Genomic DNA, 24,069 nt, shown 5'->3' with positions numbered 1-24,069 from the left:
ATTTTCTAAGAGATATATAATATTACTCAATGTAAAAATCTATTTTTCAATTGCCAAGATGACCGAGAGGCGAGGTGTGTGGCTGCAGACCATATCACAGGGGTTCAAATCCCTTTCTTGGCTTATTTTTAATAATAATAACTATTTATATCATTTATTTTAATAAAATTAGTAATTTTGTTTTAACAAATAATAAATAACTTAAAGAATATAATAGTAATCAGTATTTTTTAATAATTAGGAGTAAAAATTATATGATTAATGTTTATAATACAATGTCTAGAGAAAAGGAAGAATTAGTCATTGATAATAATGTAATTAAACTATTTGTTTGTGGACCAACAGTATATGACTACTCTCATATAGGTCATGCAAGAACTTACATTTCCTTTGATGTGATTGTAAGATACTTAAAACATAAGGGATATTCTGTATTTTATCTACAAAATATAACCGACATCGATGATAAGATTATCAACAGGGCCAAAGAAAGAAACGTGGATCCACTGGAATTATCTCATAAATTTGAAGAAGAATACCTGAAGGACATGCAACTACTTAATGTTACAAATGTAAACTTCTATGCAAGGGCAACCGAACATATGCAGGCAATAATTAATCAAATACAGACTTTAATGGATAAAGGCTATGCATATGATACACCAACTGGAGTATACTTTGACGTATCTAAATTTGAAGGCTTTGCAAAGCTTTCCAACAGAAAACTTGATGATTTACAAAATGTAAGAATATCTGTTGATTCAACCAAAAAAGATCCTAAAGATTTTGCATTATGGAAAAAACAGGATGAAGAACCTTACTGGGATTCACCATGGGGTAAAGGAAGACCTGGATGGCATATTGAAGATACTGCAATTACAGAAACATACTTCGGACCACAATACAACATACATGGCGGTGGATTGGACTTAATATTCCCTCATCATGATGCAGAAATAGCACAAATGGAAGCTGCAAGTGGTAAAGAACCGTTAGTGGAGTACTGGATGCATACAGGATTTTTAAATGTTCGCGGAGAAAAAATGAGTAAATCATTAGGTAACTTCATTACAATCAAGGAACTGTTAAAAGATTACTCTCCAGAAACATACAGATTCTTTGTATTGTCAACACATTACAGAAGTCCTATCGACTTTAGTGATGAAATATTGAAACAAGCAGAAAACAGTTTAAACAGAATAAGAAACACCGGTAAATTATTGCTTGATTATTATAATTCTGAAGATATAGCGGATTCCAATGAAGAAACGGTTGTTGAAGATTTAAATAATTTCAAAGATGAATTCTTCAGTGCTATGGACAATGACTTTAATACTCCTATAGCATTAAGCAGCTTATTTGATTATACTCATAAATTAAATAAGTCCATAGCTTCATGTATAATATCCAAAGATACAACCCTTGAAATAATAGACACATTAAAAACCATTGAAAATATATTGGGAATTGACATTCTTGTTGAAGATTCAGTGGGCTCTGACTTGTCAAATGATATATTAAGCATATTGACTGATGTAAGAGAAAAGCTACGTGCCAAAAAAGATTGGGACTTAGCAGATAAAATACGTGATGACTTATCACAATTGGATATTTCACTGGAAGATAAATAGGTTTATCTTCAATAATTTTCTTTTTTTCTATTTTTAGTCTTAATTTAATTTTTCAATTACTCTTTTGTCCATAGACTTAATATAATAATAAGATTAAATATAACTATAGTTATCTACTAGGTAATACAAGTTATATATATATTAAAAACATATAATAATTAGAGTTATAATCTAAATTTAATAGGGACGTGTTTGTTTTGAAATCCAGTAAAAAACAGGAAATGAGTGATAATCAGGGAGATGATTTGGCTCATAGAGTTTTAAATGATATTAAAGCTTCATCAGATTTGGGATTGTTAAGGTGTGTTCAATGTGGATTATGTACCTCCATGTGTCCTGCCAGCAAACATTCCGATTATGATGCAAGAGAAATCATTAAAAGAGTTCTTGATGGTGATGAATCAATAATCCAGGATGAAATCATATGGAATTGTTTCTATTGCTATACCTGTCAAAGCGTTTGTCCGGTAGGCAATAGTGTATGTCAGGTAACTCAAATATTAAGACAGATGGCTATAGATGAAGATGTTGGAAAACAAAAAATAGAATCTTTCATTAGCTTTGCAGATAATTATATTAAGGAAGGATTGGGAAGCATTCCAAGGGAATATCACGGTCAGTTAAAAATTGATTACGGTCAGCACTGGGAAAATCTTCAGGAAAATCTGGAGGAAGTCCGAGAACAGTTGGGTTTGGATAGCATGTATCTACTGCCCGAGGCAAAAAAATCCATTGACAAGACATTGGATGCAATAGGATTTAAAAAAAGAGTTCAAGAAATAAAGGATGTAAGAAACAGGTGATAAGATGGCAGATATTGATAAGTTTATTCCCACAAGTAACATTACCTTATTTAGAAGTTGTCTGGTTACAACAGAATACCCTGGAGTTGAATCTTCCACAAAATATGTCTTCGATAAGCTGGGTATAGAATATGTGATAGATAGAAATCAGTCATGCTGTACCGGTTTGGGTCATTACTATGATATCTTCGATGAATTATCAACGGCGGCACTGGCGGCTAGAAACTTTAGTTTGGCTATAAAAAACAAGCATAAACAATACGTTCCAATGTGTGCTACATGTTATGCCATACTTAAAACTTCTGCAAAGCTATTGAATGAAAACGATGAGGTAAGAGAGAAAATCAACAAATCCTTCAGGGAAAACGGGCTGGATGATTTGCAGTATACCAAGGATGATATCAATCCGCGTGATGACATAACCCACGTAGTTGACGTGTTGTACTACCTGAAGGATGAAATTCCAAAACATAAAAAAAGGGACCTGTCCGGCATAACCATAGCGACTCATCACGGATGTCACTACTGCAAGGTACACTATAACGATACGCTCTGTGGTTATAGAAATCCCGAGATAATAGACAAGATATGTGAAGCGATGGGAACAAAAGCTCTCAAATGGTATGATCAGAAGCCACGACACTGTGGTGGTGGATTCAGACAAAGATATGCAAACAGGGAATTGTCATTGGATGCGACAGTAGATAAATTTGAAAGCCTGCATAAGGAAAATGTGGATGTGCTGCTTGTAATGTGTCCGAATTGTCAACTGCAGTTTGACAGATATGAACAGGTACTGGAAGATAAAACGGGAAGTAAACATTATTTTGCCGTTATGAACATTGCACAGTTACTGGCGTTATATATGGGTGCTGATGTTTACAATGTTTTAGGTATTCAAACACATACTGTACGCGTAGAGCCTCTGCTTGATAAGTTAAACATTGAATATGATGATAAGGGGGATAAATTACATGTCTGATGAGAAAATAGGAGTATTCTTATGTCACTGTGGCGGAAATATATCCGATAACGTTGACTTGGACTATGTTGAAAGTGAACTGTTAAAGGGGGATGATGTATGTGTAGTAAGACATCATGAAAACCTATGTTCACTAGAGGGAAAAAACATCATCAAAGACCAAATTCTTCGTGAAAAATTGGATAAGGTGGTTATCGCAGCATGTTCTAAGATAACTCATGGAAATACATTTCAAAATTATATACAACCATTAAATCCATACCTGTTTGAAATGCCAAACATACGTGAGCAATGCTCATGGGTAACAGAAAACAGGGATGAATCAACAGTCAAGGCATTATCCCTGATTAATTCCAGTGTCGAATCAGTCAAACACAATGAGCCATTAAAAAAGATTCCAACGAAGGTCAAAAATAGTGTTCTTGTAGTCGGAGCAGGAATAAGTGGTATAACAGTGGCCAATTCCCTTGCAAAACAGGGTATGGAAGTTACGTTAATCGAAAAAAGGCCCGCTGTCGGTGGGGCTATGATTCAGGTGGGAAAAGTATTCACTCCCGGTAAGTTATCAGAAGACTGTGCGGCATGTCTGCTTAATCCGGTTATAGATGAAATGGTTCGTAATGAAAAGATAACGCTCCTTACCAATACAGTACTTGAAAGTTCAACCAGAAACTCCGGAAACTTTGACGTAATATTACGTAAAAAACCGGATTATATCAATCCTGAGAAATGTACCAGCTGTGGTAAGTGTACTGAGGTATGTCCAACTTATGCTCCTGATGAATGGAATGAAGGATTAACTGATAGAAAAGCAATCTATAAACCATTTCCACAGGCAGTGCCAAGTCAATATACCCTTGATGATGAGTCCTGCATAAGATGTGGCAAATGTATAGATGTCTGTCCTACAAAGGCAATTAACTTAGATGCCATCGATGAAATCATATCATTAACCGTAGGATCGGTTGTCGTGGCAACAGGTCATCAAAGATATGACACCGCAAAAAGACCTGAATATGGACACCCATTCTATGAGGATGTATTGAGTCAGATGCAGCTTGCCAGACTGATGGGGGTAAATGGTCCTACCAACGGTCATCTAGTGGTTCCATCAACTGGTAAGGTTCCAAGACGGGTTGTAATGATTCAATGTGTCGGTTCAAGAGATCAAATGCCCGACGGACATAAGTACTGTTCAAAGGTATGTTGTATGATTGCTACAAAGAATGCTAACTTGATTCATTCACATTACCCGGATACTGAGGTAATAATATGTTATACGGATATCAGAACTCCCGGTGAATACGAGAAATACTACAAGTATGTCCAGGAAAACGGTGTCAAATATATAAGGGGCAGACCCGGTGAGGTTGCCAGGGTAGATGATCACATGGTTGTACGCCTTGAAGATACGTTAACAAAGACCAAAAAGGAAATTCACACGGATTTGGTAGTTTTATCTGCAGCGTTGGAGGCATCAGAGGGTACTATGGAGGCAGCGAAGGTACTTGGCATTCCACTTACGGAGGATAAGTTTATCAAGGAAAAACATCCTAAGATGCAGCCGGTATCAACAGATATCGAAGGTATATTTGTATGTGGAACCGCTCAGGGACCAAAGGATATTACTGAAAGTATAATTCAGGCAAATACGGCTTCAACAAAAATATCGGAGCTTGTAAATGGTGGTCTTGAGGTTGAACCATTTATTGCATCGGTTAATGTTAAAAAATGTGTGTTATGTGGTAAATGTATTGATAACTGTAGGTATCAGGCTCTTAGTATGCATAACCAATCAATCCGTGTTGGTCCAATAGCATGTACGGGCTGTGGTGATTGTATTGTAACATGTCCGCAGGAAGCCATAAGTATACTGGGTCAAAGTGATGAGAAGTTGGAGGCTAGCATTAAAGGAATGCTTAAAAATAAGAATCCGGGTGAACAGATAATCATAGCATTCCTGGATGATATAGGTAATGTTTCAGCCAATAACATGGGAATAAATCGTGTGGAATGCCCATCCAGTGTGAGAATAATAAACGTTCCATTTATCAATAGGGTCAAATATCGTCATGTAAAATATGCATTGACTCATGGGGCCGATGGAGTATTTTTAGGTGAATATCCTGATAATGCAAGACATAATGAGATAAGGGAGAATGTTCTGGTAATGAAAAGACATTTAAAAGAAGATGGAATCAATCCTGATAGATTACTTATTCATGGAGTATTTATCCCATACTTCAGAGGATTGGCTAGTCAATTTAAGGAATTCGACGATGAATTAAGGCTTTTGAATGAAGCATAGTAATGTTTATATGGTTTAGGTAGTTGTTTTATGATTGATAAGAAAGAGTTTGGCAATTTGATTGTTGATGTATTGAATCGAAATATTGAGGATAACTTGAATCAGAAGGAAGCTATATTGGCACCCGTTGATGAAAGTCAGTATTTGGTTGCCGGACCCGGAAGTGGAAAGACAACCGTAATAGTTTTGAAGGTATTGAAATATATCTTTGTTGATGAAGTTGAACCCTCAAAAATAGTAGTCACTACCTTTACCAACAAGGCCGCCAACGAATTAAGAAACAGGACGGTTAAATGGGCAGAATCCATTATAGGTTATTTGAATTTGGATTATAAGTTTAATTTAAATGATCTTATCATAGGGACTTTGGATAGTATTGCCGAGGAGTATGTATCAAGGCATATGGATGTTGAAGTAATTGATAAATTCACGTCCAGTGCCATTATGATGCAGACATTGCTTACAAATCAGCGTAATAATGACAGAAAACTAAAGCAGTTCTTTAAAATGATGAAAAATCATCAGGGTGGAATTTCAACATCCGAGTTAAACAGTCAGATACAGAATCTTAAGGAAAGACTGATGTATGACATGATTGATTATACTGAATTTCAAAAACATGCTACTAAAGAAGCCATTATCTATGAAATCATCTCGGATTATTATAGTCAGTTGTCTGATAGAAACATGCTTGACTACTCATTATTGGAAAGAACCTTCTATGATTTGTTAACTAATAGTCAAACTGAATTATTGAATGATGTAGAAGTGGTTTTAATAGATGAATATCAGGATACTAATTACTTACAGGAGCAGATTTATTTTAAATTGGCAGGTCGTGCTACACGTAACGGAGGAAATATCACCGTAGTTGGCGATGATGATCAGGCTTTATATAGATTTCGTGGTGCAAATATAGATTTATTCACTTCATATGCAGATAGAATTGAAAAGTCATTAAGCATTGTACCGAAAACCATCTTCCTACAAAAGAATTATAGGTCCACATCCAATATAATTGATTTTGTAAATGAATTCATATCCTTGGATAACATATATCAAAAATCACGTACTGCAGATAAGCCACCGATAACGGTAAATATAGAAAGCTCTGAGAAATTGCCCGTATTCGGCATGTTTAGAAATAACATCGAAGAGCTATCAACTGACTTGTCTAACCTGATTTATGAACTCAAAACGGATAAAACAATATATCTGCAAAGAAATGGAAATGAATATGTAATCAATTTAGGTCAAAATCCCTCATTAGCTCTACTTGCTAATTCACCGAAGGAAATAAATTCATTCAACAAAAAAAGACTACCCTTTTATATACGTGAAAGTCTTCAATATAAGGATGAAAATTTGGTTGTATTCAATCCAAGAGGACAAAACATTGAATCCACGGAGATAGTGTCATTGTTTTGTGGGTTATTACTTGTAAATATAGATTCAAACTCTTTGATAGAAGAATCATTAGACAACATCCCTCCCCACACCAAGAAAATATTAAGATCATGGCGTAAACATACAATGGAATATATGGAGGAAAGCCAATCGGAAGTAATAACTACAAATGATGATAAAATAAACCTTGTTGAGTTATTAAACATGGTAAGTGAGGAAGTATCATTTTTAACGGAACAATCCAATGAAAACATGATTTATCATGACATAATAAGGGATACGATTATACAAACCAATGCCGCCATAAACACTGATGGATATATTACAACTGACCAGATATTCTGGCATATACTGGTTCCAATAGCTACCGGTGCAATACAAGTCGACGATGACCTCTTTGATTTTAGTCTGGAGGACAACGTCAATATCATGTCCATACATCAATCCAAGGGACTCGAATTTGACGTGGTTATAGTTGATGTCGGTTCCGACATATACAACAACCAATCAAGCTCTGCATTTAAAAGATTTCCAAAGGATGGTGGAATGGCATATAATCTTGAAAAATACATCAACAATACAATGGACTTATCCTACACAAGCAAGCTTTCCGGCAGGGATGAAGCGTTCAATGACATGATAAGGCGTTACTTCGTCAGTTATACGCGTGCAAAAAGGCTATTGATTCTCGTTGGCTTAAGCAGTATGAAAGATGGATATAAGGGTGACTTCCAGGACAATATTAAAATACAGAATGTGGCTACCGGATGGTCCCGTGATGGAAAATGGCATTGGGATGGACTGGATAATTTAATACAGCTATAATAAATAGTTTTTGAAGCATTATATTTTATGCGGATAATAAATTGGTGATTATATAGTGTAATCTTAAAAAGGCAGTAATGTAAAAATAGTTTTTTGGTAAATAATAAAAAAGGGTTAAAGAGTTTAAAGAGATTATCCTCTGTATCTTTTTTCTCTTACTCCTCTTCCTTTTTTATTTCCTTGTTTTTTGTATCCAGATTTAGGTCTGGTTCTTCTGTTTGTTCCTTTGACTTTTGCCATGTAATTTCCCTCCTATACTATTGTAATAATCCTTTTTAGCTTTTTATCTTTTTATGCTAAAAAAATATATAAATCCTAAACTTAACTAATTAAGCTATCCATGAAATATTATATATAAATATATCTAAAAACAATAATATATATTTTATTATTATGTTGAAGTTCACATACTTTATCTGAATATATCCAGAAAATGTGATTTTACACGATGCTTCATGTGATATAAACAACATATTTAGATAAGTTTTTTAAATTATACTAAAAAAGATATAATTAACCAATAAAAAAATTTAAGGTTAAAATATGAGTAATGAAAAATCTAATAAGGTGCTATGTTTAGTTGATGGAGAACATTATTTCCCGGTGACTAAGTCGGCCATTGACAAGGTTGAAAGTAAGGGATATGACGTAAGGTTATTGCTATTTATAGGTGGAACAGAGAAATTAAGAAATACGAACCTCGATGAAATAGAAGAATTCTTTAATAAAAAGGTCATATTCGGAGAGGATCATTCAAAAATCCCCTATGACTTGATAGAAAAGTTCATTAATGAATATGATGTGGATGTTGTTATGGATTTATCCGATGAGCCGGTAGTTAATTATGAGAAAAGATTTAAAATTGCAACAGTTGTACTTCAGCAGGGCGTCAACTATCGTGGACCTGACTTTGAATTCAAGGCCTTAAAAGAATATGATGTCCTGGAAAATCCGTCATATAAAATACTCGGTACAGGTAAAAGAATAGGAAAAACCGCTGTATCTGCTTATACAGCTCGTCTTATTAACAAAGAGGACAAATACGATCCATGTATAGTTGCCATGGGAAGGGGAGGACCTGAAATACCTGAGGTTGTCCGTGGAGATAAGATAAAGTTAACGCCGCAATATCTGATGGAACAATCAAATCTTGGAAAACATGCCGCTTCCGATCACTGGGAAGACGCTCTTTTAAGCAGGGTTTTGACAGTCGGCTGCAGAAGATGTGCCGGTGGAATGGCAGGTCAGGTATACATTACGAACATGATTGAAGGAGCTAAAAAAACTAATGAACTCGATACAAATCTAATTGCAATAGAAGGCAGTGGATCTGCAATCCCACCAATCAAAACGAATAAACAGATAGTACTGGTTGGTGCAAATCAACCTATTGAAACATTAACTGAGTATTTTGGTCCATTCAGAATTAAACTGGCAGATTTGATTATCATTACAATGTGTGATGAACAGATTTGTCCTAAAGAAAAGCTTGACATGTTGATTAAACAGATACATCAAATAAATCCTGATGCTCAGATAATTCCAACAATCTTCCGCCCATATCCTGTTGAATCAATCGAGGGTAAACGTGTATTGTTTGCAACTACGGCACCTGAGAATGTGCAGCACTTGCTTAAGGATTATCTGGAGGAAAACTTCAAGTGTACCGTCGTGGATATATCATCCCATTTATCCAATAGGCCACTATTGCAGGAGGATATTGAGAGAAATATCGACAATGTTGATGTCATGCTGACTGAAATCAAGGCAGCAGCCATTGACGTGGCAACCAAGGATGCATTGGATAAAAACTTGGAAGTTGTATACTGTGACAATATACCTATAGCTGTAAATGATGATTATGACTTGGATAAAGCTATAATGGATTTGGTTCATGAGGCTGTGGAGGATTTTAACTCTTAAACCTTTTTTTTATTTTTTTTATATTAAACCACAAAGTATTTATATAACTTCTTGCACCCCTTCAAAGCATAAGTATATAATATACTATTGATATATTATAATATAGTTGGAAAAAATAATTTTAAAAAAATTATTATATTTATTAAACTTTTATTAATTATCAATTTATATCAGTCTATGAAACACGGTTTTAGATTATTATTCTTTAATATTAAATCAAATCAGTCTAAACAAGAAAATTAAAAAATAATCTAAAAATTGGAGGATAATTAATATGGTACAGAATAACCAACAACCATTAATAATTCTTGGTGACGGATCAACAAGAACCGTTGGTTCACAGGCAACAAGAAACAATATAATGGCAGCAAAAATATTATCCAACATATTAAAAACAACATTAGGTCCACGTGGAATGGACAAAATGTTGATAAACACTATTGGTGATGTTAAAATAACCAATGATGGTTACACCGTCTTAAAAGAAACCGAACCTGATCACCCAGGAGCTAAAATGATAGTAGATTTAGCAAAAGTTCAGGAAGAAGAAAATGTAGACGGTACAACAACAGCAGTAGTATTGGTTGGAGAATTATTAAAACAAGCTGAAAAATTATTTGATCAGGGTGTTGCACCTATTCTAATAGCAAGAGGTTTTGAAGAAGCTAAAAAGAAAACACTTGAAGTATTGGATGAAATTGCAATAACCGCTGATAGGGAAGAATTAATTGATGTTGCAGAAACATCAATGTCCGGAAAAGGATCATTTGGTAATATCCGTTCAATGGCAACCAAAATCGTAGATGCATTACTAGACATCGAAGAAGAAGGCGAAATTGACATGGATATGATAAAAATCAGAAAAATCCACGGTGAAGCTACAGAAGATACTGAAATTACACAAGGAGTAACAGTAGATAAAAATGTTTTAGAATCTGAAATGCCTCGCGATATCAAAAATGCTAAAATAGCATTATTACAATATCCTATAGATGCAAGAGAATTACAGAATGAAGCAAAAATCAAATTAACTACTCCTGGTGAATATCAATACTATCTTGATAAAGAAGCTCAAATGTTAGAAGAAGAAGTTCAAACTCTTGTTGATGCTGGAGCTAATGTTTTATTCAACAATAAAAAAATCAGCGACCTAGGTCAACACTATCTAACAAAAGCCGGAATAATGGCTGCAAAAAGAGTTAAAGCTGGGGATTTAGAAAGATTAGCTAAAGCAACCGGTGCAAATATAGTAAACAATATACGTGAATTAACCAGTGATGACTTAGGTGAAGCTGGTCACGTATATGAACGTGAAGTTTATGAAGACAGGGAATACATCTTCGTAGAAGAATGTAAAAATCCTGGAGTATTAAACATAATCGTCAGAGGAAGTACTAAACACATTACTGATGAATTAGAACAAGCAGTAAATGATGCAATCGGTGCAGTTATCGCTACTAGAAAAAATTCCAAAGCACTTCCTGGTGGTGGAGCATCTGATGTTGCAGCTTCAAAAGCTTTAAGATCATATGCTAACAAATTCACAGATAAAAGACAGTTAGCTATCCTGGCATATGCTGATGCATTAGAGGAATTACCAATAGCATTAGCTAAAAATGCAGGATTGGATACAATTGATGTATTAACTGATTTATTAGCAGCACAGGAAAAATCAACAAATATGGGTATTAATGTACTCACAGGAGAAGTTTCTGATATGAAAGAGGAAAATATCCTTGATTCAGAAGCTAACAAAGCATTAATAGTGGATTCTGCTACAGAAATCGCACTTGAAATACTCCGTATTGATGAAGTTCTAGCATCCAAACCAGAAACTCCTGTCGGTGGAGATATGCCTGGAACTCCAAATCCTTACCTATAAATAAGATAATTCATTTATCTTATTTATTTTAATCTTCTTTGATTATCTATTTTTAACATATTTTTTAGAATTATCTCGTTAATTAAAGCAAAATTTATTATTGAAAAACAATAAATATCTAATTATAATATATTATTATATCTGAGGGATTAGTTTGCTCGAAGTAAAAACTTTAAAGAAAGAAGAATTTTCAAAATACACTAAAAGAATAGAGATGAATTCAAGTGATGTATTGGTACCTGTTCAGGATATCATAAATAATGTAAGAACAAATAAAGATAAGGCATTACATGATTACACCTTGAAATTTGATAAGGCAGACATTAAGGAGTTTAAAGTTTCACAGGAAGAAATAGAAAACAGTATTAACAATATTGATTCCAAATTAAAACAGGCCTTAATTGACGCTTCAGAAAACATTGCCGCATTTCACAAGGCTCAAATTCCATCCGATTGGACAATGACAGTTAAAGATGGAGTTAAGGCAGGTCAAATTATACGTCCGCTGGAAAAGGTCGGCTGTTATATCCCGGGTGGTCGTGCAGCATATCCATCATCTATTTTGATGACAGTTATACCTGCTAAGATTGCGGGTGTTAAAAAGATTATCTGCTGTACTCCTCCGGATAAGGAAGGCAATATCCGTGATGAAATATTGGCTGCAGCATACATTGCAGGTGCGACCGATATTTATAAGGTCGGTGGAGCACAGGCTATAGCTGCCATGGCATATTCAACAGAATCAATACCATCCGTTGATAAAATTGTGGGTCCGGGAAATATATTCGTGGCTACCGCTAAAAAGCTGGTATATGGTGATGTGGATATTGAGTTTCCGGCAGGTCCTTCAGAAATGTTGGCATTAATCGATGAAAGTGCTAATCCCAAATACATAGCTACTGAAATTTTATCACAGGCAGAACATGATCCGAATGCCGCTACTATTCTTGTGTCAACATCCAAAAAAATTGCACAGGAATGTGTCGACCACGTTTTAAATTACCTCAAAATGCAGGAAAGAAAAGAGATTATTGAAGAGTCATTAAGTAAGTATTGTCATATACTTGTAGCAGATAATATTGATGAGGCTATTGAATTTACCAATGCATATGCACCGGAACACCTGGTGATTGTAACTAAAGATTATTATAAAACACTTGAATCAATAAATAATGCAGGTTCAATATTCTTGGGCAATCTTACCCCAGTAGCTGGCGGAGATTATGGATCCGGAACAAACCATGTTTTACCAACAAGTGGCGGTGCAAGAATGTACTCCGGCCTATCAACAGAATCATTTATTAAAAAGCCAACAATACAGGAATTAAACAAAGAAGGTTTAATGAATATAAAAGACATGGTTATTAACTTAGCAGAAGCTGAGGGTTTATGTGCCCATGCATTTTCAGTTAAAAAAAGATTAGAGGATATATAATCAGTATACTTGAATTAACCATCTTATTCTTTTTTTATTTTTTAATTGTTTTTTAATTAAATATAACAATTAGAAGAAACATAAATATATATTAATATATTATTAATTTATTTTAATCATTCAATTTAAAAATAACATAGGTGAAAACTTGACAGACATATTTGAAAAATCAAAAAGAACACATTATTCCAATGAAATTGGTCCCGAATTAGCAGGTCAAACAGTTAAAATAACCGGATGGGTACATGAAATTCGTGACCTTGGTGGAATAGTATTTGTATTAATAAGAGACAAAAACGGAATTACCCAACTAACAGCACCAAGTAAAAAATTATCCGAAGAAATGATGGCTGACGTACGTGCAGCTAGAAAAGAAACCATAATCACACTAACAGGTACAGTACAGGAATCAGCAAAAGCACCAAACGGTGTTGAAATCATACCATCAAACATTGATGTTATAAACGTATCCAAGTTACCATTACCGTTAGATCCTACAGAAAAAGTGGATGCGGAAATGGATACAAGACTGGATGCTCGTTTCATGGATATAAGAAAACATGATGTAAGTGCAATTTTCAAAATCAAAAATGAAATATTACACACAGCACGTAATTACTTCTACGACCATGATTTCACAGAAATAAACACCCCTAAATTAGTAGCATCAGCTACCGAAGGTGGAACAGAATTATTCCCAATAACCTACTTTGAAAAAGAAGCATTCCTGGGACAAAGCCCTCAACTATACAAACAAATGATGATGGCAACAGGTCTTGACAGCGTATTTGAAATAGGTCAAATATTCAGGGCAGAAGAACATGATACACTAAGACACTTAAATGAAGCATTATCCATGGATGCTGAAATGTCCTTCAGAAGTCATGACGACATGATGGATTTACTCGAGGATTTGATTCAAAACATCTTGGCTAATGTACAGGCCAATTGCCAAAGTGAATTGGAAGACTTAAATCATGAACTTGACATTCCAAAAGAAGCATTCCCTAAAGTAACATATGATGAAGTAGTTGATATAGTAAACAGTCATGATGTTGAAATGGAATATGGTGAAGACTTAAACAGAGCTGCTGAAAAAGTATTGGGAGATACCATGGGTAGTTACTACTTCATTACCGAATGGCCTACCGCAATCAAGCCGTTCTATGTAATGCCATTATGTGACAATCCAGAAAAAAGTACGGCATTCGATTTAATGTATCGTGACTTGGAATTATCCAGTGGATCACAACGTATACACAGTTATGATTTACTGTTAGAACAATTTGAGAAAAAGGATTTAAATCCGGATTCATTTACAAAATATCTACAGGCATTCCAGTATGGTATGCCACCACACTCCGGTTGGGGAGTAGGAGTAGATAGACTTACAATGGTCATCACTGGTGCTAAAAATATCAGGGAAACGGTTTTATTCCCTAGAGACAGAAGACGATTAACTCCTTAGATAGAGTTAACTCTTTTTTACTATTTTTTTAAATAAGTATTCTTAAAGATTTTAAAAAGAAAATGGGGGTTATTTATTCAGTAGTCTTATTTTCAATGTACAAATATAATCTTTCTTTTTCAAAATAATAACTTTGATCCACATCTATACTTTTTGCAATTTCATATAACAATCTGTTTTTTTCAATCTCAACTAAACGATCAACGAAGTCATCATATTGTATTTGGCTTGTCTCATCAGTATAAACTCGATTAAGGCCCTTTTTGTCACTCCATTCCAAGCCATCCCATACATACATTTTCAATTGATTGAGTTTGTCAATGACTAGTTTTACGTTAAGCTTATAATCATCAGTTTCATATTTTCCATCTAAAATAATTGCATCTATGATTGTTTTCATATTTAACAGTATTCTCCCTTATATTTTGTTTGCGGTAATTTCTAATTCATATTGTTTTTTCGTGATAGTTTCTCCATCATCCATTGCTTCTAATTGTTCCCATAGATTACCATGAACCATAAAGTCATGTACTTTTGTTACGAAGTCATCGAATTCGTTTTTGTCTTCTTTGTTTTCTGGAGATAATTTGTTTAAGTCTATAAAGTCTTTTTGCCAGTTTTTTCCGTCATAAAAGTAAAATGTTTTGTTATAGGTATTTTCAGTATCATATTCTATTTTACATTGGATACTGTTGTTGTCGTTATTAATATCGCTAAGTATATAATCGTAAGTTTCTATCATATTAATTCCTCATTTACCTATATTATGATTTGTTTAATTTAATATTTAACCATTTAATTTTTTTGTGAAAAATATTTATAGTATGATTGATATATCTGCTTTTAATAATTAAGTTATGTGTTATTATGGAATATATTAGTGTTATCGTGGATAATTTTACAGATTATAATGATATTATTCATGATTATTTGGCTAAGGGATTTGCTTTAGTCTCTTATGATGAAAAATCGGTCTATCTTAAAAAAAATGATTATGGCTCTTTCAAAAATCATCTCTTATTGTTCATATTTACTATTTGGTGGTCATTTGGATTGGTAAATATATTATATCTTGTGTATTCATATTTCAGGACTGCCGAAAAATATAGAATAGTTTTTGAGGTAGGTATGATGGAGGATGTTCATAATCGTGATAGTTTTAATTATAATTTCAGTAACAGTGAATATATTGCACAGTACTTATATGAGGATGAGCTCAATAAATCTGATTCATCTAATGATAAGCAAAGCGATTCTTCTCTGCCGATTGTCCGGTTTTTAGAAGATTGAATCCATATTAATTTTTTTATTATTTTTATTAACAATACAATTATTTATATATTATTCATGACAAATAATTAAGTATACTCACTTTAAGTATCTGCTCAAAAATTACAAAACATATTCGGAGAGTAATACAAATGAAAACAATACTTAATGATATTATTCAAAACTTCAATAATACATTAAATAACACTTCTTCAGTTCATAACATGGCTTCTGATGAAAATTCAGGTAAAACACATAAGGTTTATCAGGCCGATGAAGCCGGAGATTATATTGAAGAAACATATAAGGGTATAACAGTATATGTACGTGAAAAATACCCATACTATAATCCACAAAACGACAAAATTTACTATTCTAAAGAAGAAGAAGCAGAAGAGTTATATCAATTGTCAAAGAATATGTCTAAATCATCTTTACATAACTTGGACATATAATCGGTTTTTAATTTTTTTATTTAAACTCCCTCCTTTTTAACACTAATTTTTAAAACGATTATTAAATATCTAACGAGGTCTCTTGATGAAAAATTACGTGGTATTTGATTTAGAAACTCCCAACAGGACAAACAATTCCATAAGTTCTGTTGCATTATTGATAGTTAAAAACAACAAAGTCGTAAAAAGTATTTCTCAACTTATAAATCCGGAGAGCTATTTTGAACAGTTTAATATTAATCTAACGGGTATCACTCCAGAAGATGTGGAAAATGCCCCTACATTTGAAGAATATTGGCCAAAAATCAGCGATTATCTAACGTCCAATATGGTTGTAGGGCATAATGTACAATTTGATCTGCGTACCGTTTCAAGGGTATTGAATCATTATGATATGGAAATTCCAGAATTTGACTATTGCTGTACCTTATTTTTATCAAGAAAACATTTTAACTTAAATTCATATAAGCTGACAAATGTTTCCAAACACATCAAATTCGATTATAATCCCCACATAGCTATTGAAGATGCCAAGGCTTCTTATGAAATATTGGAATATATCAATAAGGAAAATGAAATAGATTCAAATGACTGTCGACATTATCATTATAGATTAAAATTTGAAAAAACTTATGACGAATACTTGGCAACAAATCTAAATGAGTTATATGGTATGCTCTATCTTTTAAGATATTATAAAAGTATCAGTCCATCTCAGATTGAATTACTAAAAAAGTGGCATGAGGAAAATAAAAGTTATGATGACACGACAGTCTTTAATAATTTAAATAAGATGTTTGAGGATATATTCCATAAAAAAAGTATCACTCCTATGGATATCAAGTTTTTACTTACCAGAACCCCACCTGTACTTACTTCAACCATCTATTCTGCAAAAACGTTACATCTACAGATTTTACGTGGTATGGTTGAAGTCATCATGTCTGATAATTATGTGGATGAATATACTTTAAACATATTGTATGACTGGTTGCTTGAAAGCAATATTCTAAAAGGAAATTACATTTATGATAATATTCTGCAAATAATCAAATCATCATTGGATGGGGATGCCGTTGACTATAATCCTCAAAACGAATTATTTGAGTTATTTGACAATTTTCTAATTATCAATTCAAATAGAGATGGGGATTTTGACTTTGAAAATAAAACCTATTGCTTAACGGGGGAGTTTGAGCATGGAACAAAGGACGATATCGAATATGTGTTGGATGGCTACGGTCTGGTTAGAAAAAATTCATTATCATATGATGTGAATTATTTATTTGTAGGAAATATCGGAAATCCTTCCTGGGAAAAAGGGAAAATGGGTGAAAAAATATTTGAAGCTAAAAAACTAATTGAAAAAAATTCTAATTTAATAATTATTGGTGAAGAGTTATTATTTGATAAATTAGACACTTTATAATTCTTTTCAAATTTTTAGGTATACCAAAACCTTTATATACTATAGAGTACAACATATTATTAACTGATAAGTTTAGGAATACCTAAATCTATATCAGTTATTTGAGTTAAATCATAGACAAAAAAGAAAATCTAAAAAACTATTACTCCTACAATAAGATAGTTAAATTATTAAATCACCTATTATAAAAAAGAAATTCTACAATTGTCTAATATAAACTCACCACTCCTTATTAAAAACATAATATAACTTGTAAAAACTATAAAAAGAAAATAAAACTCCCTAATAATAAACTCATAATATGAGTTTTATTGTATTTTCTTTATTATATAGTTTTTTACCAAAAGTATATACCATTTTATGAACATATATATTTCTATGAAAACTGAAAATAAAAAAGTCAAAAATCATTTATCATTAAATGAAATGAATGACTTATTAAAAGAGTATAGAGACTCCTATGAAATATACAGACATTTATTATTAATTAGAATGGTTTACAAAGGCGAAACCATATCTAAAGCTTCTGATAATTTAAATATATCTCGTAAAACCGGTGAAAGATGGATAAAAGACTATAATGAATCAGGTTTTGATGGATTAACTTCAAAATATTCTAATTGTGGAAGAAAATCATTATTGTCTAATGAACAAAAACAATTTTTATATGATAAAATTACAGGAAATGAAGAAAATTATGACTTAAAAAGAGTAAAAAAATTAATTAAAGATGAATTTGATATAGAATACAGTGATAAACAAGTTTGGGTCATAACAAGAGAAAAATTAAACCTTAATTATGGAAAACCAATGTTAAAATATTCAACAAGACCAAAAAATGCAGAAGAAAAACTTAAAAAAAACAAAGTTCATTAATGCAAAAACAGACAAAATCGCAATATTAGACGAAACAAGATCACAAAATGTACCAAATACATCAAGAGTATTATATAAACCAGGAACAAAAAATATTATAATTAAACCTCCTGTAAAATTTGGAATAAACATTGTAGGCTTTCAAGGAATTAATTGTAATTCATACATGGAAGAAAATACAAAAAATAATGCATATACATTTTTAAAAACACTTTGTAACTTTAGAGCACTGAATACAAACAACAAACAAGTTATAAAACAAATTAAACAAGCAATAACAAACCCTAATTTAAAAATAGAAAATATACAATCAATTTTACATCAAAACCAGTTATCAACTAAGGATTTAATAAATAAAATAAATGATGAATTATATAATGAAAATTCAAAACAAAAATCAATAGAAAAAATACAAAAGATCTGTAAAAAAGAGGATATACACAACACCCGAAAAATTGCTAATTTACAACGAGAAATAATAGTAAATAACTTACAAAACACTGAAATAAAGGATTTATTGTCTAAAGAAAAACCTATTTACCTAATACTTGACAATGCAAAAATACATCATGCAAAAATTATAGAAAAGGTATGTGACATATTAAACCTCAAATTAATCTTTTTAGAACCCTATTGTCCTGATTTAAATCCTATAGAAGATGTATGGAGAACAATAAAAAGAAAAATATATAATTCCAATTATAAAACATTGGATGAATTGATTGACATATTTAAAAGGTTATTTTATGAAATAGTGGATAATACGACATTCTATGAAAACTGGCTTTCAGAGTATTTTATGGTATAAACTTTAGGTAAGAAACTATATTTTTATTCTTTTTAACTAATTTTAAAAAGCATTAATTCACGGTAATTTTTCAACAGCATCAACGGGACAACTTTCAAAACAAATACCGCAATGAAGACAATTTTCTTGGCTAATTAAAAATGGATTACCATATATTATATAAAAAAGATGATTGATGACGAGTCTACTAATATCGAATATATACTAACGGATAAAGGATTATCATTAAACAAAGTAATATATGAACTGGCTAGTTTTACTTTAGTAAATGATTTGGACAACAAGTTTTATGATGAAGAAACCAAGGAATATATAGATAATCTATTCAAAACAGTGTTAAATATTAATTAACAAAGATTATTTTTTTTATGGGGTGGCTATTAAAAGTTGATTTTTAAAAAATAGGATGAAGTGGGGGGTTATATTCTTTAATTTATAATTCACTGATAACCTTTTCAAACATATTTAAATCAGATGTTTCAAATACCTCTGCACCGGCATCCTCATAATCCTTAACACAGCTTGTAGCCATAGTCCATCTAATTTTCTTTTCAGGATTTAAAATTATCACCCGATGTGCTCTTTTAAGCATTTCTTTAATGAGAGATGCACTTTCAAGAACACCATTTTTACGTTCACCCTTCCAATCCCTGCAATCGGTTAATATTATTATATCTGTTCTATGATTGATTTCAGCAGTCTTTAAAAATTCCTTAAATGCTTTGGCCATATCTGATTGTCCATAACAGTGTATTCCTTTTTCTCTTTGAGCAATATTTACTTGACCTATATTGCTGAATGATTCAGTGCCCAATACATCAGTCACATCGGTTAACTTATTGTCAAAGTCATATATTTTAACTTTGTTGAAGGTTTGTTTACATCCATATAACAATAGGAAAAACCATGATGTAATCCATTCACATGAACCGCTAACGTCACATAGGAATATGTGTTTGTTCTTTTTCATCGGTGGCTTGGAGTGAATTAACTTGATGCAGTGTCCACCATTTTTAAGGTTGCTTCTGATGGTTTTTGGCATATCGATATGGTGTGACTTTTTCATTTTAAGCCTTTGTGAACGTTGATTGGCTATTTTTTTACCAAGCTTTTTACATAACTCGAATACTCTCGGGTCATATGTGTCCAGCAGGACCATACTTACGTCTACAAGTTTGCCATCCTTTTCCCTGTTGTTTTTCTTATCTTCAATCATTTGGTCATATAATTCCTGAAGCTGTTCCAGGTTATCATTTGGATTGAATTTTGGCTGTGATAAGTCTTCTCCACCTTCAACCATATCTTGTTGGGGTTGTTGTCCTTGTTTTTTGTTTTCTTTTTTAAGGTCTAATTTTTTAAATACCTTGTTGAATGCCCTTTTAAACTTATCATTATCCGCAATATCCTTCACATATATTGCTTTAAGACAAGTATAGAGCTCATCTTCACTTAAGGAATCTTTCAAATTCATAAGAACAGTATATGCTAGTTCAGTACTTCTTATACTGACTTGCATGCCTTCATTTCTTAAAAAATTTGAAATCAGAACAACTTCTTTTTCCATATAATCACATAACCTATTGTTATATAATATATTTATAGTTATAGATATATACTTTCTTTCAATGGCTAACCTGATAACAATAATTATTTTCGGTCTTTCATGGGGCATAAACTAAAATTAGTAATATAAGTTCAATAAATGTAAAATAGGGGGTCATGCGATAATTTTTTATGTAATTGTCTATGAAAATTTATCTGTTAATTATTAATTCAGGATTATCCAGGTATTTTTCTAAATTCTCATAGAATAATTTGAAATGATATCCGAAGATAAATACATGGCTTGCTGTTAATGAAATGGGTATTTTTCCGTCAACTAGTTTTCCCCAACTAATAACGGGCATCAATTGATCGGAGCTTGCTATGATATTTGTCATGGAATCAAAGTTAATCCAGGGAATGCATGATAGGTTACAGATTGGTAACATATCCCTTAAGGATGGTTCTACAAGAAACTGATTATCCCCAATATTTTCCTTTTTATTTTCTATATAACTATTATATTCTTCTAATGATTCATGTTCTGATAAGGGTGGTATTTCTATTTCTCTTATAGAGTAATCATCCTGCATTATTGGACTTACAGCATTTATTTTTTCATATTCATAGACCTTGTCATCGATTATTCTTCTTTTAAACTCAGGTATCTCATTTATTGCCGTTAATATACATGCTGCGGTCATGTTAAAGAAGGGTATATTATTTTCTTTGGAGTAGTCATATGTATTTTGAGCATTGACTCTAACAGTCATGGAATATCGGGATGTGAGAAAATCCTGGAATGGAAGTTCATCTACTTTAATATCTAACTCTTTTTTAGGATATCTGTCCATTTTATTATTCTCCTTACTTGTTATAAGGTATATATGTTATTTTATAAACAGTAATATAATAAGTTTGGGAAATTGAGAAATATGTGTATATCAGTAGCGGTATTTGCTTCTTTAATTAGAATATAATTTTGTAAATTTATTAAGAGGAAATCCAAAAGAAGCTGTACTAATATTAGCATTACCTCTAACGCGGTCTATGATGCTAATATTCTTGTATAATATCATTGATTTAATTTTTATATTGCAGGATTAGGTGCGGATGAAGGGGCATCAGTGGGATTTGTAATATCACTTGAATTTTTAATTATCAGTATAGGAACTTCAATGGGTGCAGGTATTACATCATTAATCAAGATGTATTGGACAAAAGGATAATAAAATGGCTGATAAATCTGCAGTACATTCGGTCATATTATCATTAATGGTATCAGTAATAGTAAGAGTTATATTCACAGTATCTGCAGTACTCTTCGGAATAATACTTGGATGAGAATAAACAGTGTATGGTTTGGAATACTCATGGGATACACTATAGGGGGATTAATAACAATAATATATGCAAATAACTATCTAAATAAACTAATAAAAAATAATAATACAATTAAATAATTAAAGATTACACAATAGATTATTAAAATTTACTAAAATAATAAAAATTCAATATCAAAAAAAGTAAAATTAATTGGATGGATTTAATTATCCATCTCTATCTATTTTTTTAAAGGTTAAATGATTTATTATTTCACTTGTTTGAGAAACAGAACCAGTAAATATGTAGCTTACATTATATTGTTCTTGAGTATAACTACGTATTAACCAGAAGAATGCTTCAGGTTTTTTTAAGGATCTTAATAATTGAAATTCATCAACTACAATGATAAATCCTTTAATATCTTCGTATGTATCAACAATTACTTGAGGTAATTCCATTACAAACTTACTGAATTTAAGATAATTATTTTTAATGTCGAGTAATTGAATGTCTAATATGTTTATGTTACTAAAATCATATTCTTTTAATTTAAGTTGTTTTAGAAAATTGGATATTCTTCTTTCAACTTTAGAGTAATTGTTATTCTGTTTGCTAATACTTTCGTTAATTTTATTTAAAAACTCTTTCATAACTTCTTCTTCAGTTAATCTTCCTTGTTGGCCTCCATAAGTCTTAGATAAATCAATATAACATGTTAAATATTTATCCGGTTGTTCTTTTAGAAGTTTTTTGAGTAAAAATGTTTTGCCTACATCTCTATATCCTGTTATTAATATTTGATTTGCAACATCTTTTTCTAGTAATGATAAGTTAGCATTTATCTGTTCCATATCTTTTTTTCTATTAAAAAAAATATCTGTCAAAATCTTTTGGAATAAATACTGGAAGTGCTGTCATATTATTCTCTCCTTTCTATTTATAATTTCTAAATTTGACTATTAATAAGTTTTTTAATTTTGGAGTTGAATAAATAATACTAACTTTTATAAAATTAACGAACCATATTTTAAGTTCGTTAAAAATATCCAAGTCCAAATTTGACGAACCAACATTTAAGTTTTTTAATTTTAGTCAAGTCCATATTTGACGAACTAATGATCATTTTCTATGTCCAAAACTATATAATTATTACTTATCAGACGCTAGGATAAATATTATATATATTGTACAAATATACTAATAAATAGTAATACTTTTAACATTACTTAATAATAACATACTTAAAAAAAGGTTTTGAAGAAAATGGAAAAAGAAAACTCCATAAAAATATTCAATGATAAAAAAATAAGAACAAAATGGGATGAAGAATTAGAAGACTATTGGTATTCTATAATAGATGTTATAGCAGTCTTGACTGAAAGTAAAAATCCGAATAGATAGTGGAGTGATTTAAAACGTAGTTTAACTGAAGATTCTTATCAACCTTACGAAAATATCGTAAAGTTAAAAATGCATTCTATTGATGGTAAATCACGTTTAACTGATGTTGCTTCTACTAATAATTTAATTTCTTTATTAAATAAATCAAATCTAAAAATAAGGATGAATTTATTGATTGGTTAAATCAAAATAGATTAGAAAAATTATATGGTGAAAATAATACTACAAATACATTATTATATTGTGGGGACGAAGGTACGGTCTCTATTGAAGTAATAATCGATAAAAAAAACGAAACT

At 31.7% G+C, this 24,069-nt stretch carries 22 protein-coding genes and 1 tRNA gene; 17 read left to right on the top strand and 6 right to left on the bottom strand.

Going from position 1 to position 24,069, the window contains the following annotated elements:
* Positions 1 to 52: 52 nt before the first annotated feature.
* The 10 genes from AW729_RS06595 to aspS all read left to right on the top strand — a co-directional run bounded on the left by AW729_RS06595 (position 53) and on the right by aspS (position 14,664).
* Positions 53 to 123, top strand: a tRNA-Cys gene (locus AW729_RS06595).
* A 131-nt stretch (positions 124 to 254) separates the two neighbouring features.
* Positions 255 to 1,631, top strand: a complete 1,377-nt coding sequence (gene cysS / locus AW729_RS06590) for a cysteine--tRNA ligase (RefSeq protein WP_112124359.1) — start codon at positions 255 to 257, stop codon at positions 1,629 to 1,631.
* Between the two features lie 197 nt (positions 1,632 to 1,828).
* Positions 1,829 to 2,434 carry a 4Fe-4S dicluster domain-containing protein gene (locus AW729_RS06585; RefSeq protein WP_236951208.1) on the top strand — a complete coding sequence of 202 codons (606 nt, stop codon included), beginning with the start codon at positions 1,829 to 1,831 and terminating at the stop codon, positions 2,432 to 2,434.
* 4 nt (positions 2,435 to 2,438) lie between these two features.
* Complete coding sequence (gene hdrB / locus AW729_RS06580) at positions 2,439 to 3,416, top strand: ferredoxin:CoB-CoM heterodisulfide reductase subunit HdrB (RefSeq protein WP_394339556.1); 978 nt, start codon at positions 2,439 to 2,441, stop codon at positions 3,414 to 3,416.
* The gene (locus AW729_RS06575) at positions 3,409 to 5,724 is read left to right on the top strand and encodes an FAD-dependent oxidoreductase (protein ID WP_112124358.1); all 2,316 of its coding nucleotides are present in this window, start codon (positions 3,409 to 3,411) and stop codon (positions 5,722 to 5,724) included. The genes hdrB and AW729_RS06575 overlap by 8 nt, the downstream gene beginning before the upstream one ends.
* Positions 5,725 to 5,754: 30 nt before the next feature.
* Complete coding sequence (locus AW729_RS06570) at positions 5,755 to 7,956, top strand: UvrD-helicase domain-containing protein (protein WP_112124357.1); 2,202 nt, start codon at positions 5,755 to 5,757, stop codon at positions 7,954 to 7,956.
* Between the two features lie 543 nt (positions 7,957 to 8,499).
* Positions 8,500 to 9,879 carry a 2,3-diphosphoglycerate synthetase gene (locus AW729_RS06565; RefSeq protein ID WP_112124356.1) on the top strand — a complete coding sequence of 460 codons (1,380 nt, stop codon included), beginning with the start codon at positions 8,500 to 8,502 and terminating at the stop codon, positions 9,877 to 9,879.
* A 274-nt stretch (positions 9,880 to 10,153) separates the two neighbouring features.
* Entirely contained in the window at positions 10,154 to 11,761 is a 1,608-nt protein-coding gene (thsA, locus tag AW729_RS06560; protein ID WP_112124355.1) for a thermosome subunit alpha, read from the top strand.
* Positions 11,762 to 11,975: 214 nt separating this feature from the next.
* Complete coding sequence (hisD, locus tag AW729_RS06555; RefSeq protein WP_112125249.1) at positions 11,976 to 13,196, top strand: histidinol dehydrogenase; 1,221 nt, start codon at positions 11,976 to 11,978, stop codon at positions 13,194 to 13,196.
* A gap of 148 nt (positions 13,197 to 13,344) precedes the next feature.
* Positions 13,345 to 14,664: an aspartate--tRNA(Asn) ligase gene (aspS, locus tag AW729_RS06550; protein ID WP_112124354.1), complete on the top strand. Its 1,320-nt coding sequence runs from the start codon at positions 13,345 to 13,347 to the stop codon at positions 14,662 to 14,664.
* A gap of 73 nt (positions 14,665 to 14,737) precedes the next feature.
* On the opposite strand, the gene AW729_RS06545 is transcribed toward aspS, so the two are convergent.
* Together AW729_RS06545 and AW729_RS06540 are read right to left on the bottom strand one after the other, a co-directional pair.
* Entirely contained in the window at positions 14,738 to 15,064 is a 327-nt protein-coding gene (locus AW729_RS06545) for a hypothetical protein (RefSeq protein ID WP_112124353.1), read from the bottom strand.
* A gap of 18 nt (positions 15,065 to 15,082) precedes the next feature.
* Complete coding sequence (locus AW729_RS06540) at positions 15,083 to 15,406, bottom strand: hypothetical protein (protein ID WP_112124352.1); 324 nt, start codon at positions 15,404 to 15,406, stop codon at positions 15,083 to 15,085.
* A gap of 125 nt (positions 15,407 to 15,531) precedes the next feature.
* Here AW729_RS06540 and AW729_RS06535 point away from each other — a divergent pair, with 125 nt between their 5' ends.
* The 5 genes from AW729_RS06535 to AW729_RS06515 all read left to right on the top strand — a co-directional run bounded on the left by AW729_RS06535 (position 15,532) and on the right by AW729_RS06515 (position 19,501).
* A complete protein-coding gene (locus AW729_RS06535) occupies positions 15,532 to 15,954 on the top strand; it encodes a hypothetical protein (RefSeq protein WP_112124351.1) in 423 nt (140 codons plus the stop codon).
* Positions 15,955 to 16,085: 131 nt separating this feature from the next.
* The gene (locus AW729_RS06530; RefSeq protein WP_112124350.1) at positions 16,086 to 16,388 is read left to right on the top strand and encodes a hypothetical protein; all 303 of its coding nucleotides are present in this window, start codon (positions 16,086 to 16,088) and stop codon (positions 16,386 to 16,388) included.
* An 85-nt stretch (positions 16,389 to 16,473) separates the two neighbouring features.
* Entirely contained in the window at positions 16,474 to 17,817 is a 1,344-nt protein-coding gene (locus tag AW729_RS06525; RefSeq protein WP_112124349.1) for an exonuclease domain-containing protein, read from the top strand.
* 378 nt (positions 17,818 to 18,195) lie between these two features.
* Positions 18,196 to 18,693, top strand: a complete 498-nt coding sequence (locus AW729_RS06520) for a helix-turn-helix domain-containing protein (protein WP_236951207.1) — start codon at positions 18,196 to 18,198, stop codon at positions 18,691 to 18,693.
* Complete coding sequence (locus AW729_RS06515; protein WP_236951206.1) at positions 18,656 to 19,501, top strand: transposase; 846 nt, start codon at positions 18,656 to 18,658, stop codon at positions 19,499 to 19,501. Before AW729_RS06520 ends, AW729_RS06515 begins: the two co-directional genes overlap by 38 nt.
* A gap of 57 nt (positions 19,502 to 19,558) precedes the next feature.
* Here AW729_RS06515 and AW729_RS11765 read toward each other — a convergent pair whose 3' ends face one another.
* Positions 19,559 to 19,657 (bottom strand): 4Fe-4S binding protein, encoded by a 99-nt coding sequence (locus tag AW729_RS11765; RefSeq protein WP_394339567.1) that lies wholly within the window; start codon positions 19,655 to 19,657, stop codon positions 19,559 to 19,561.
* Positions 19,658 to 19,669: 12 nt separating this feature from the next.
* Between AW729_RS11765 and AW729_RS06505 the strand changes: the two genes are divergently transcribed.
* Positions 19,670 to 19,852, top strand: coding sequence for a hypothetical protein (locus AW729_RS06505; protein ID WP_112124348.1), 183 nt, complete (start codon positions 19,670 to 19,672; stop codon positions 19,850 to 19,852).
* A gap of 82 nt (positions 19,853 to 19,934) precedes the next feature.
* Here the strand turns inward: AW729_RS06505 and AW729_RS06500 are convergent, their stop codons facing one another.
* The 3 genes from AW729_RS06500 to AW729_RS06490 all read right to left on the bottom strand — a co-directional run bounded on the left by AW729_RS06500 (position 19,935) and on the right by AW729_RS06490 (position 23,220).
* Positions 19,935 to 21,065, bottom strand: a complete 1,131-nt coding sequence (locus AW729_RS06500) for a VWA domain-containing protein (RefSeq protein WP_112124347.1) — start codon at positions 21,063 to 21,065, stop codon at positions 19,935 to 19,937.
* 190 nt (positions 21,066 to 21,255) lie between these two features.
* Positions 21,256 to 21,897 (bottom strand): CatA-like O-acetyltransferase, encoded by a 642-nt coding sequence (locus AW729_RS06495; RefSeq protein ID WP_112124346.1) that lies wholly within the window; start codon positions 21,895 to 21,897, stop codon positions 21,256 to 21,258.
* A 696-nt stretch (positions 21,898 to 22,593) separates the two neighbouring features.
* Positions 22,594 to 23,220 (bottom strand): hypothetical protein, encoded by a 627-nt coding sequence (locus AW729_RS06490; RefSeq protein ID WP_112124345.1) that lies wholly within the window; start codon positions 23,218 to 23,220, stop codon positions 22,594 to 22,596.
* A 412-nt stretch (positions 23,221 to 23,632) separates the two neighbouring features.
* Between AW729_RS06490 and AW729_RS11535 the strand changes: the two genes are divergently transcribed.
* A complete protein-coding gene (locus AW729_RS11535; RefSeq protein ID WP_236951205.1) occupies positions 23,633 to 23,770 on the top strand; it encodes a hypothetical protein in 138 nt (45 codons plus the stop codon).
* Positions 23,771 to 24,069: the final 299 nt, after the last annotated feature.

It is taken from the genome of Methanosphaera sp. BMS (assembly GCF_003268005.1).
In the GTDB taxonomy this organism is placed as follows: Archaea; Methanobacteriota; Methanobacteria; order Methanobacteriales; family Methanobacteriaceae; genus Methanosphaera.
The sequence above is the reverse complement of the archived record's forward strand: the minus strand, read 5'-3'. Positions and strand labels throughout refer to the sequence as shown.

Coding starts and splice junctions, on each gene's coding strand:
- AW729_RS11535 (WP_236951205.1), top strand. CDS start 23,633: ATGGAAAAAGAAAACTCCATAAAAATATTCAATGATAAAAAAATAAGA.
- hdrB (WP_394339556.1), top strand. CDS start 2,439: ATGGCAGATATTGATAAGTTTATTCCCACAAGTAACATTACCTTATTT.
- AW729_RS06520 (WP_236951207.1), top strand. CDS start 18,196: ATGAAAACTGAAAATAAAAAAGTCAAAAATCATTTATCATTAAATGAA.
- cysS (WP_112124359.1), top strand. CDS start 255: ATGATTAATGTTTATAATACAATGTCTAGAGAAAAGGAAGAATTAGTC.
- AW729_RS06545 (WP_112124353.1), bottom strand. CDS start 15,064: ATGAAAACAATCATAGATGCAATTATTTTAGATGGAAAATATGAAACT.
- AW729_RS06535 (WP_112124351.1), top strand. CDS start 15,532: ATGGAATATATTAGTGTTATCGTGGATAATTTTACAGATTATAATGAT.
- AW729_RS06495 (WP_112124346.1), bottom strand. CDS start 21,897: ATGGACAGATATCCTAAAAAAGAGTTAGATATTAAAGTAGATGAACTT.
- AW729_RS06490 (WP_112124345.1), bottom strand. CDS start 23,220: ATGGAACAGATAAATGCTAACTTATCATTACTAGAAAAAGATGTTGCA.
- AW729_RS06530 (WP_112124350.1), top strand. CDS start 16,086: ATGAAAACAATACTTAATGATATTATTCAAAACTTCAATAATACATTA.
- AW729_RS06570 (WP_112124357.1), top strand. CDS start 5,755: ATGATTGATAAGAAAGAGTTTGGCAATTTGATTGTTGATGTATTGAAT.
- AW729_RS06565 (WP_112124356.1), top strand. CDS start 8,500: ATGAGTAATGAAAAATCTAATAAGGTGCTATGTTTAGTTGATGGAGAA.
- AW729_RS06540 (WP_112124352.1), bottom strand. CDS start 15,406: ATGATAGAAACTTACGATTATATACTTAGCGATATTAATAACGACAAC.
- thsA (WP_112124355.1), top strand. CDS start 10,154: ATGGTACAGAATAACCAACAACCATTAATAATTCTTGGTGACGGATCA.
- hisD (WP_112125249.1), top strand. CDS start 11,976: ATGAATTCAAGTGATGTATTGGTACCTGTTCAGGATATCATAAATAAT.
- AW729_RS06500 (WP_112124347.1), bottom strand. CDS start 21,065: ATGGAAAAAGAAGTTGTTCTGATTTCAAATTTTTTAAGAAATGAAGGC.
- AW729_RS06515 (WP_236951206.1), top strand. CDS start 18,656: ATGCAGAAGAAAAACTTAAAAAAAACAAAGTTCATTAATGCAAAAACA.
- AW729_RS06505 (WP_112124348.1), top strand. CDS start 19,670: ATGATTGATGACGAGTCTACTAATATCGAATATATACTAACGGATAAA.
- AW729_RS06575 (WP_112124358.1), top strand. CDS start 3,409: ATGTCTGATGAGAAAATAGGAGTATTCTTATGTCACTGTGGCGGAAAT.
- AW729_RS06525 (WP_112124349.1), top strand. CDS start 16,474: ATGAAAAATTACGTGGTATTTGATTTAGAAACTCCCAACAGGACAAAC.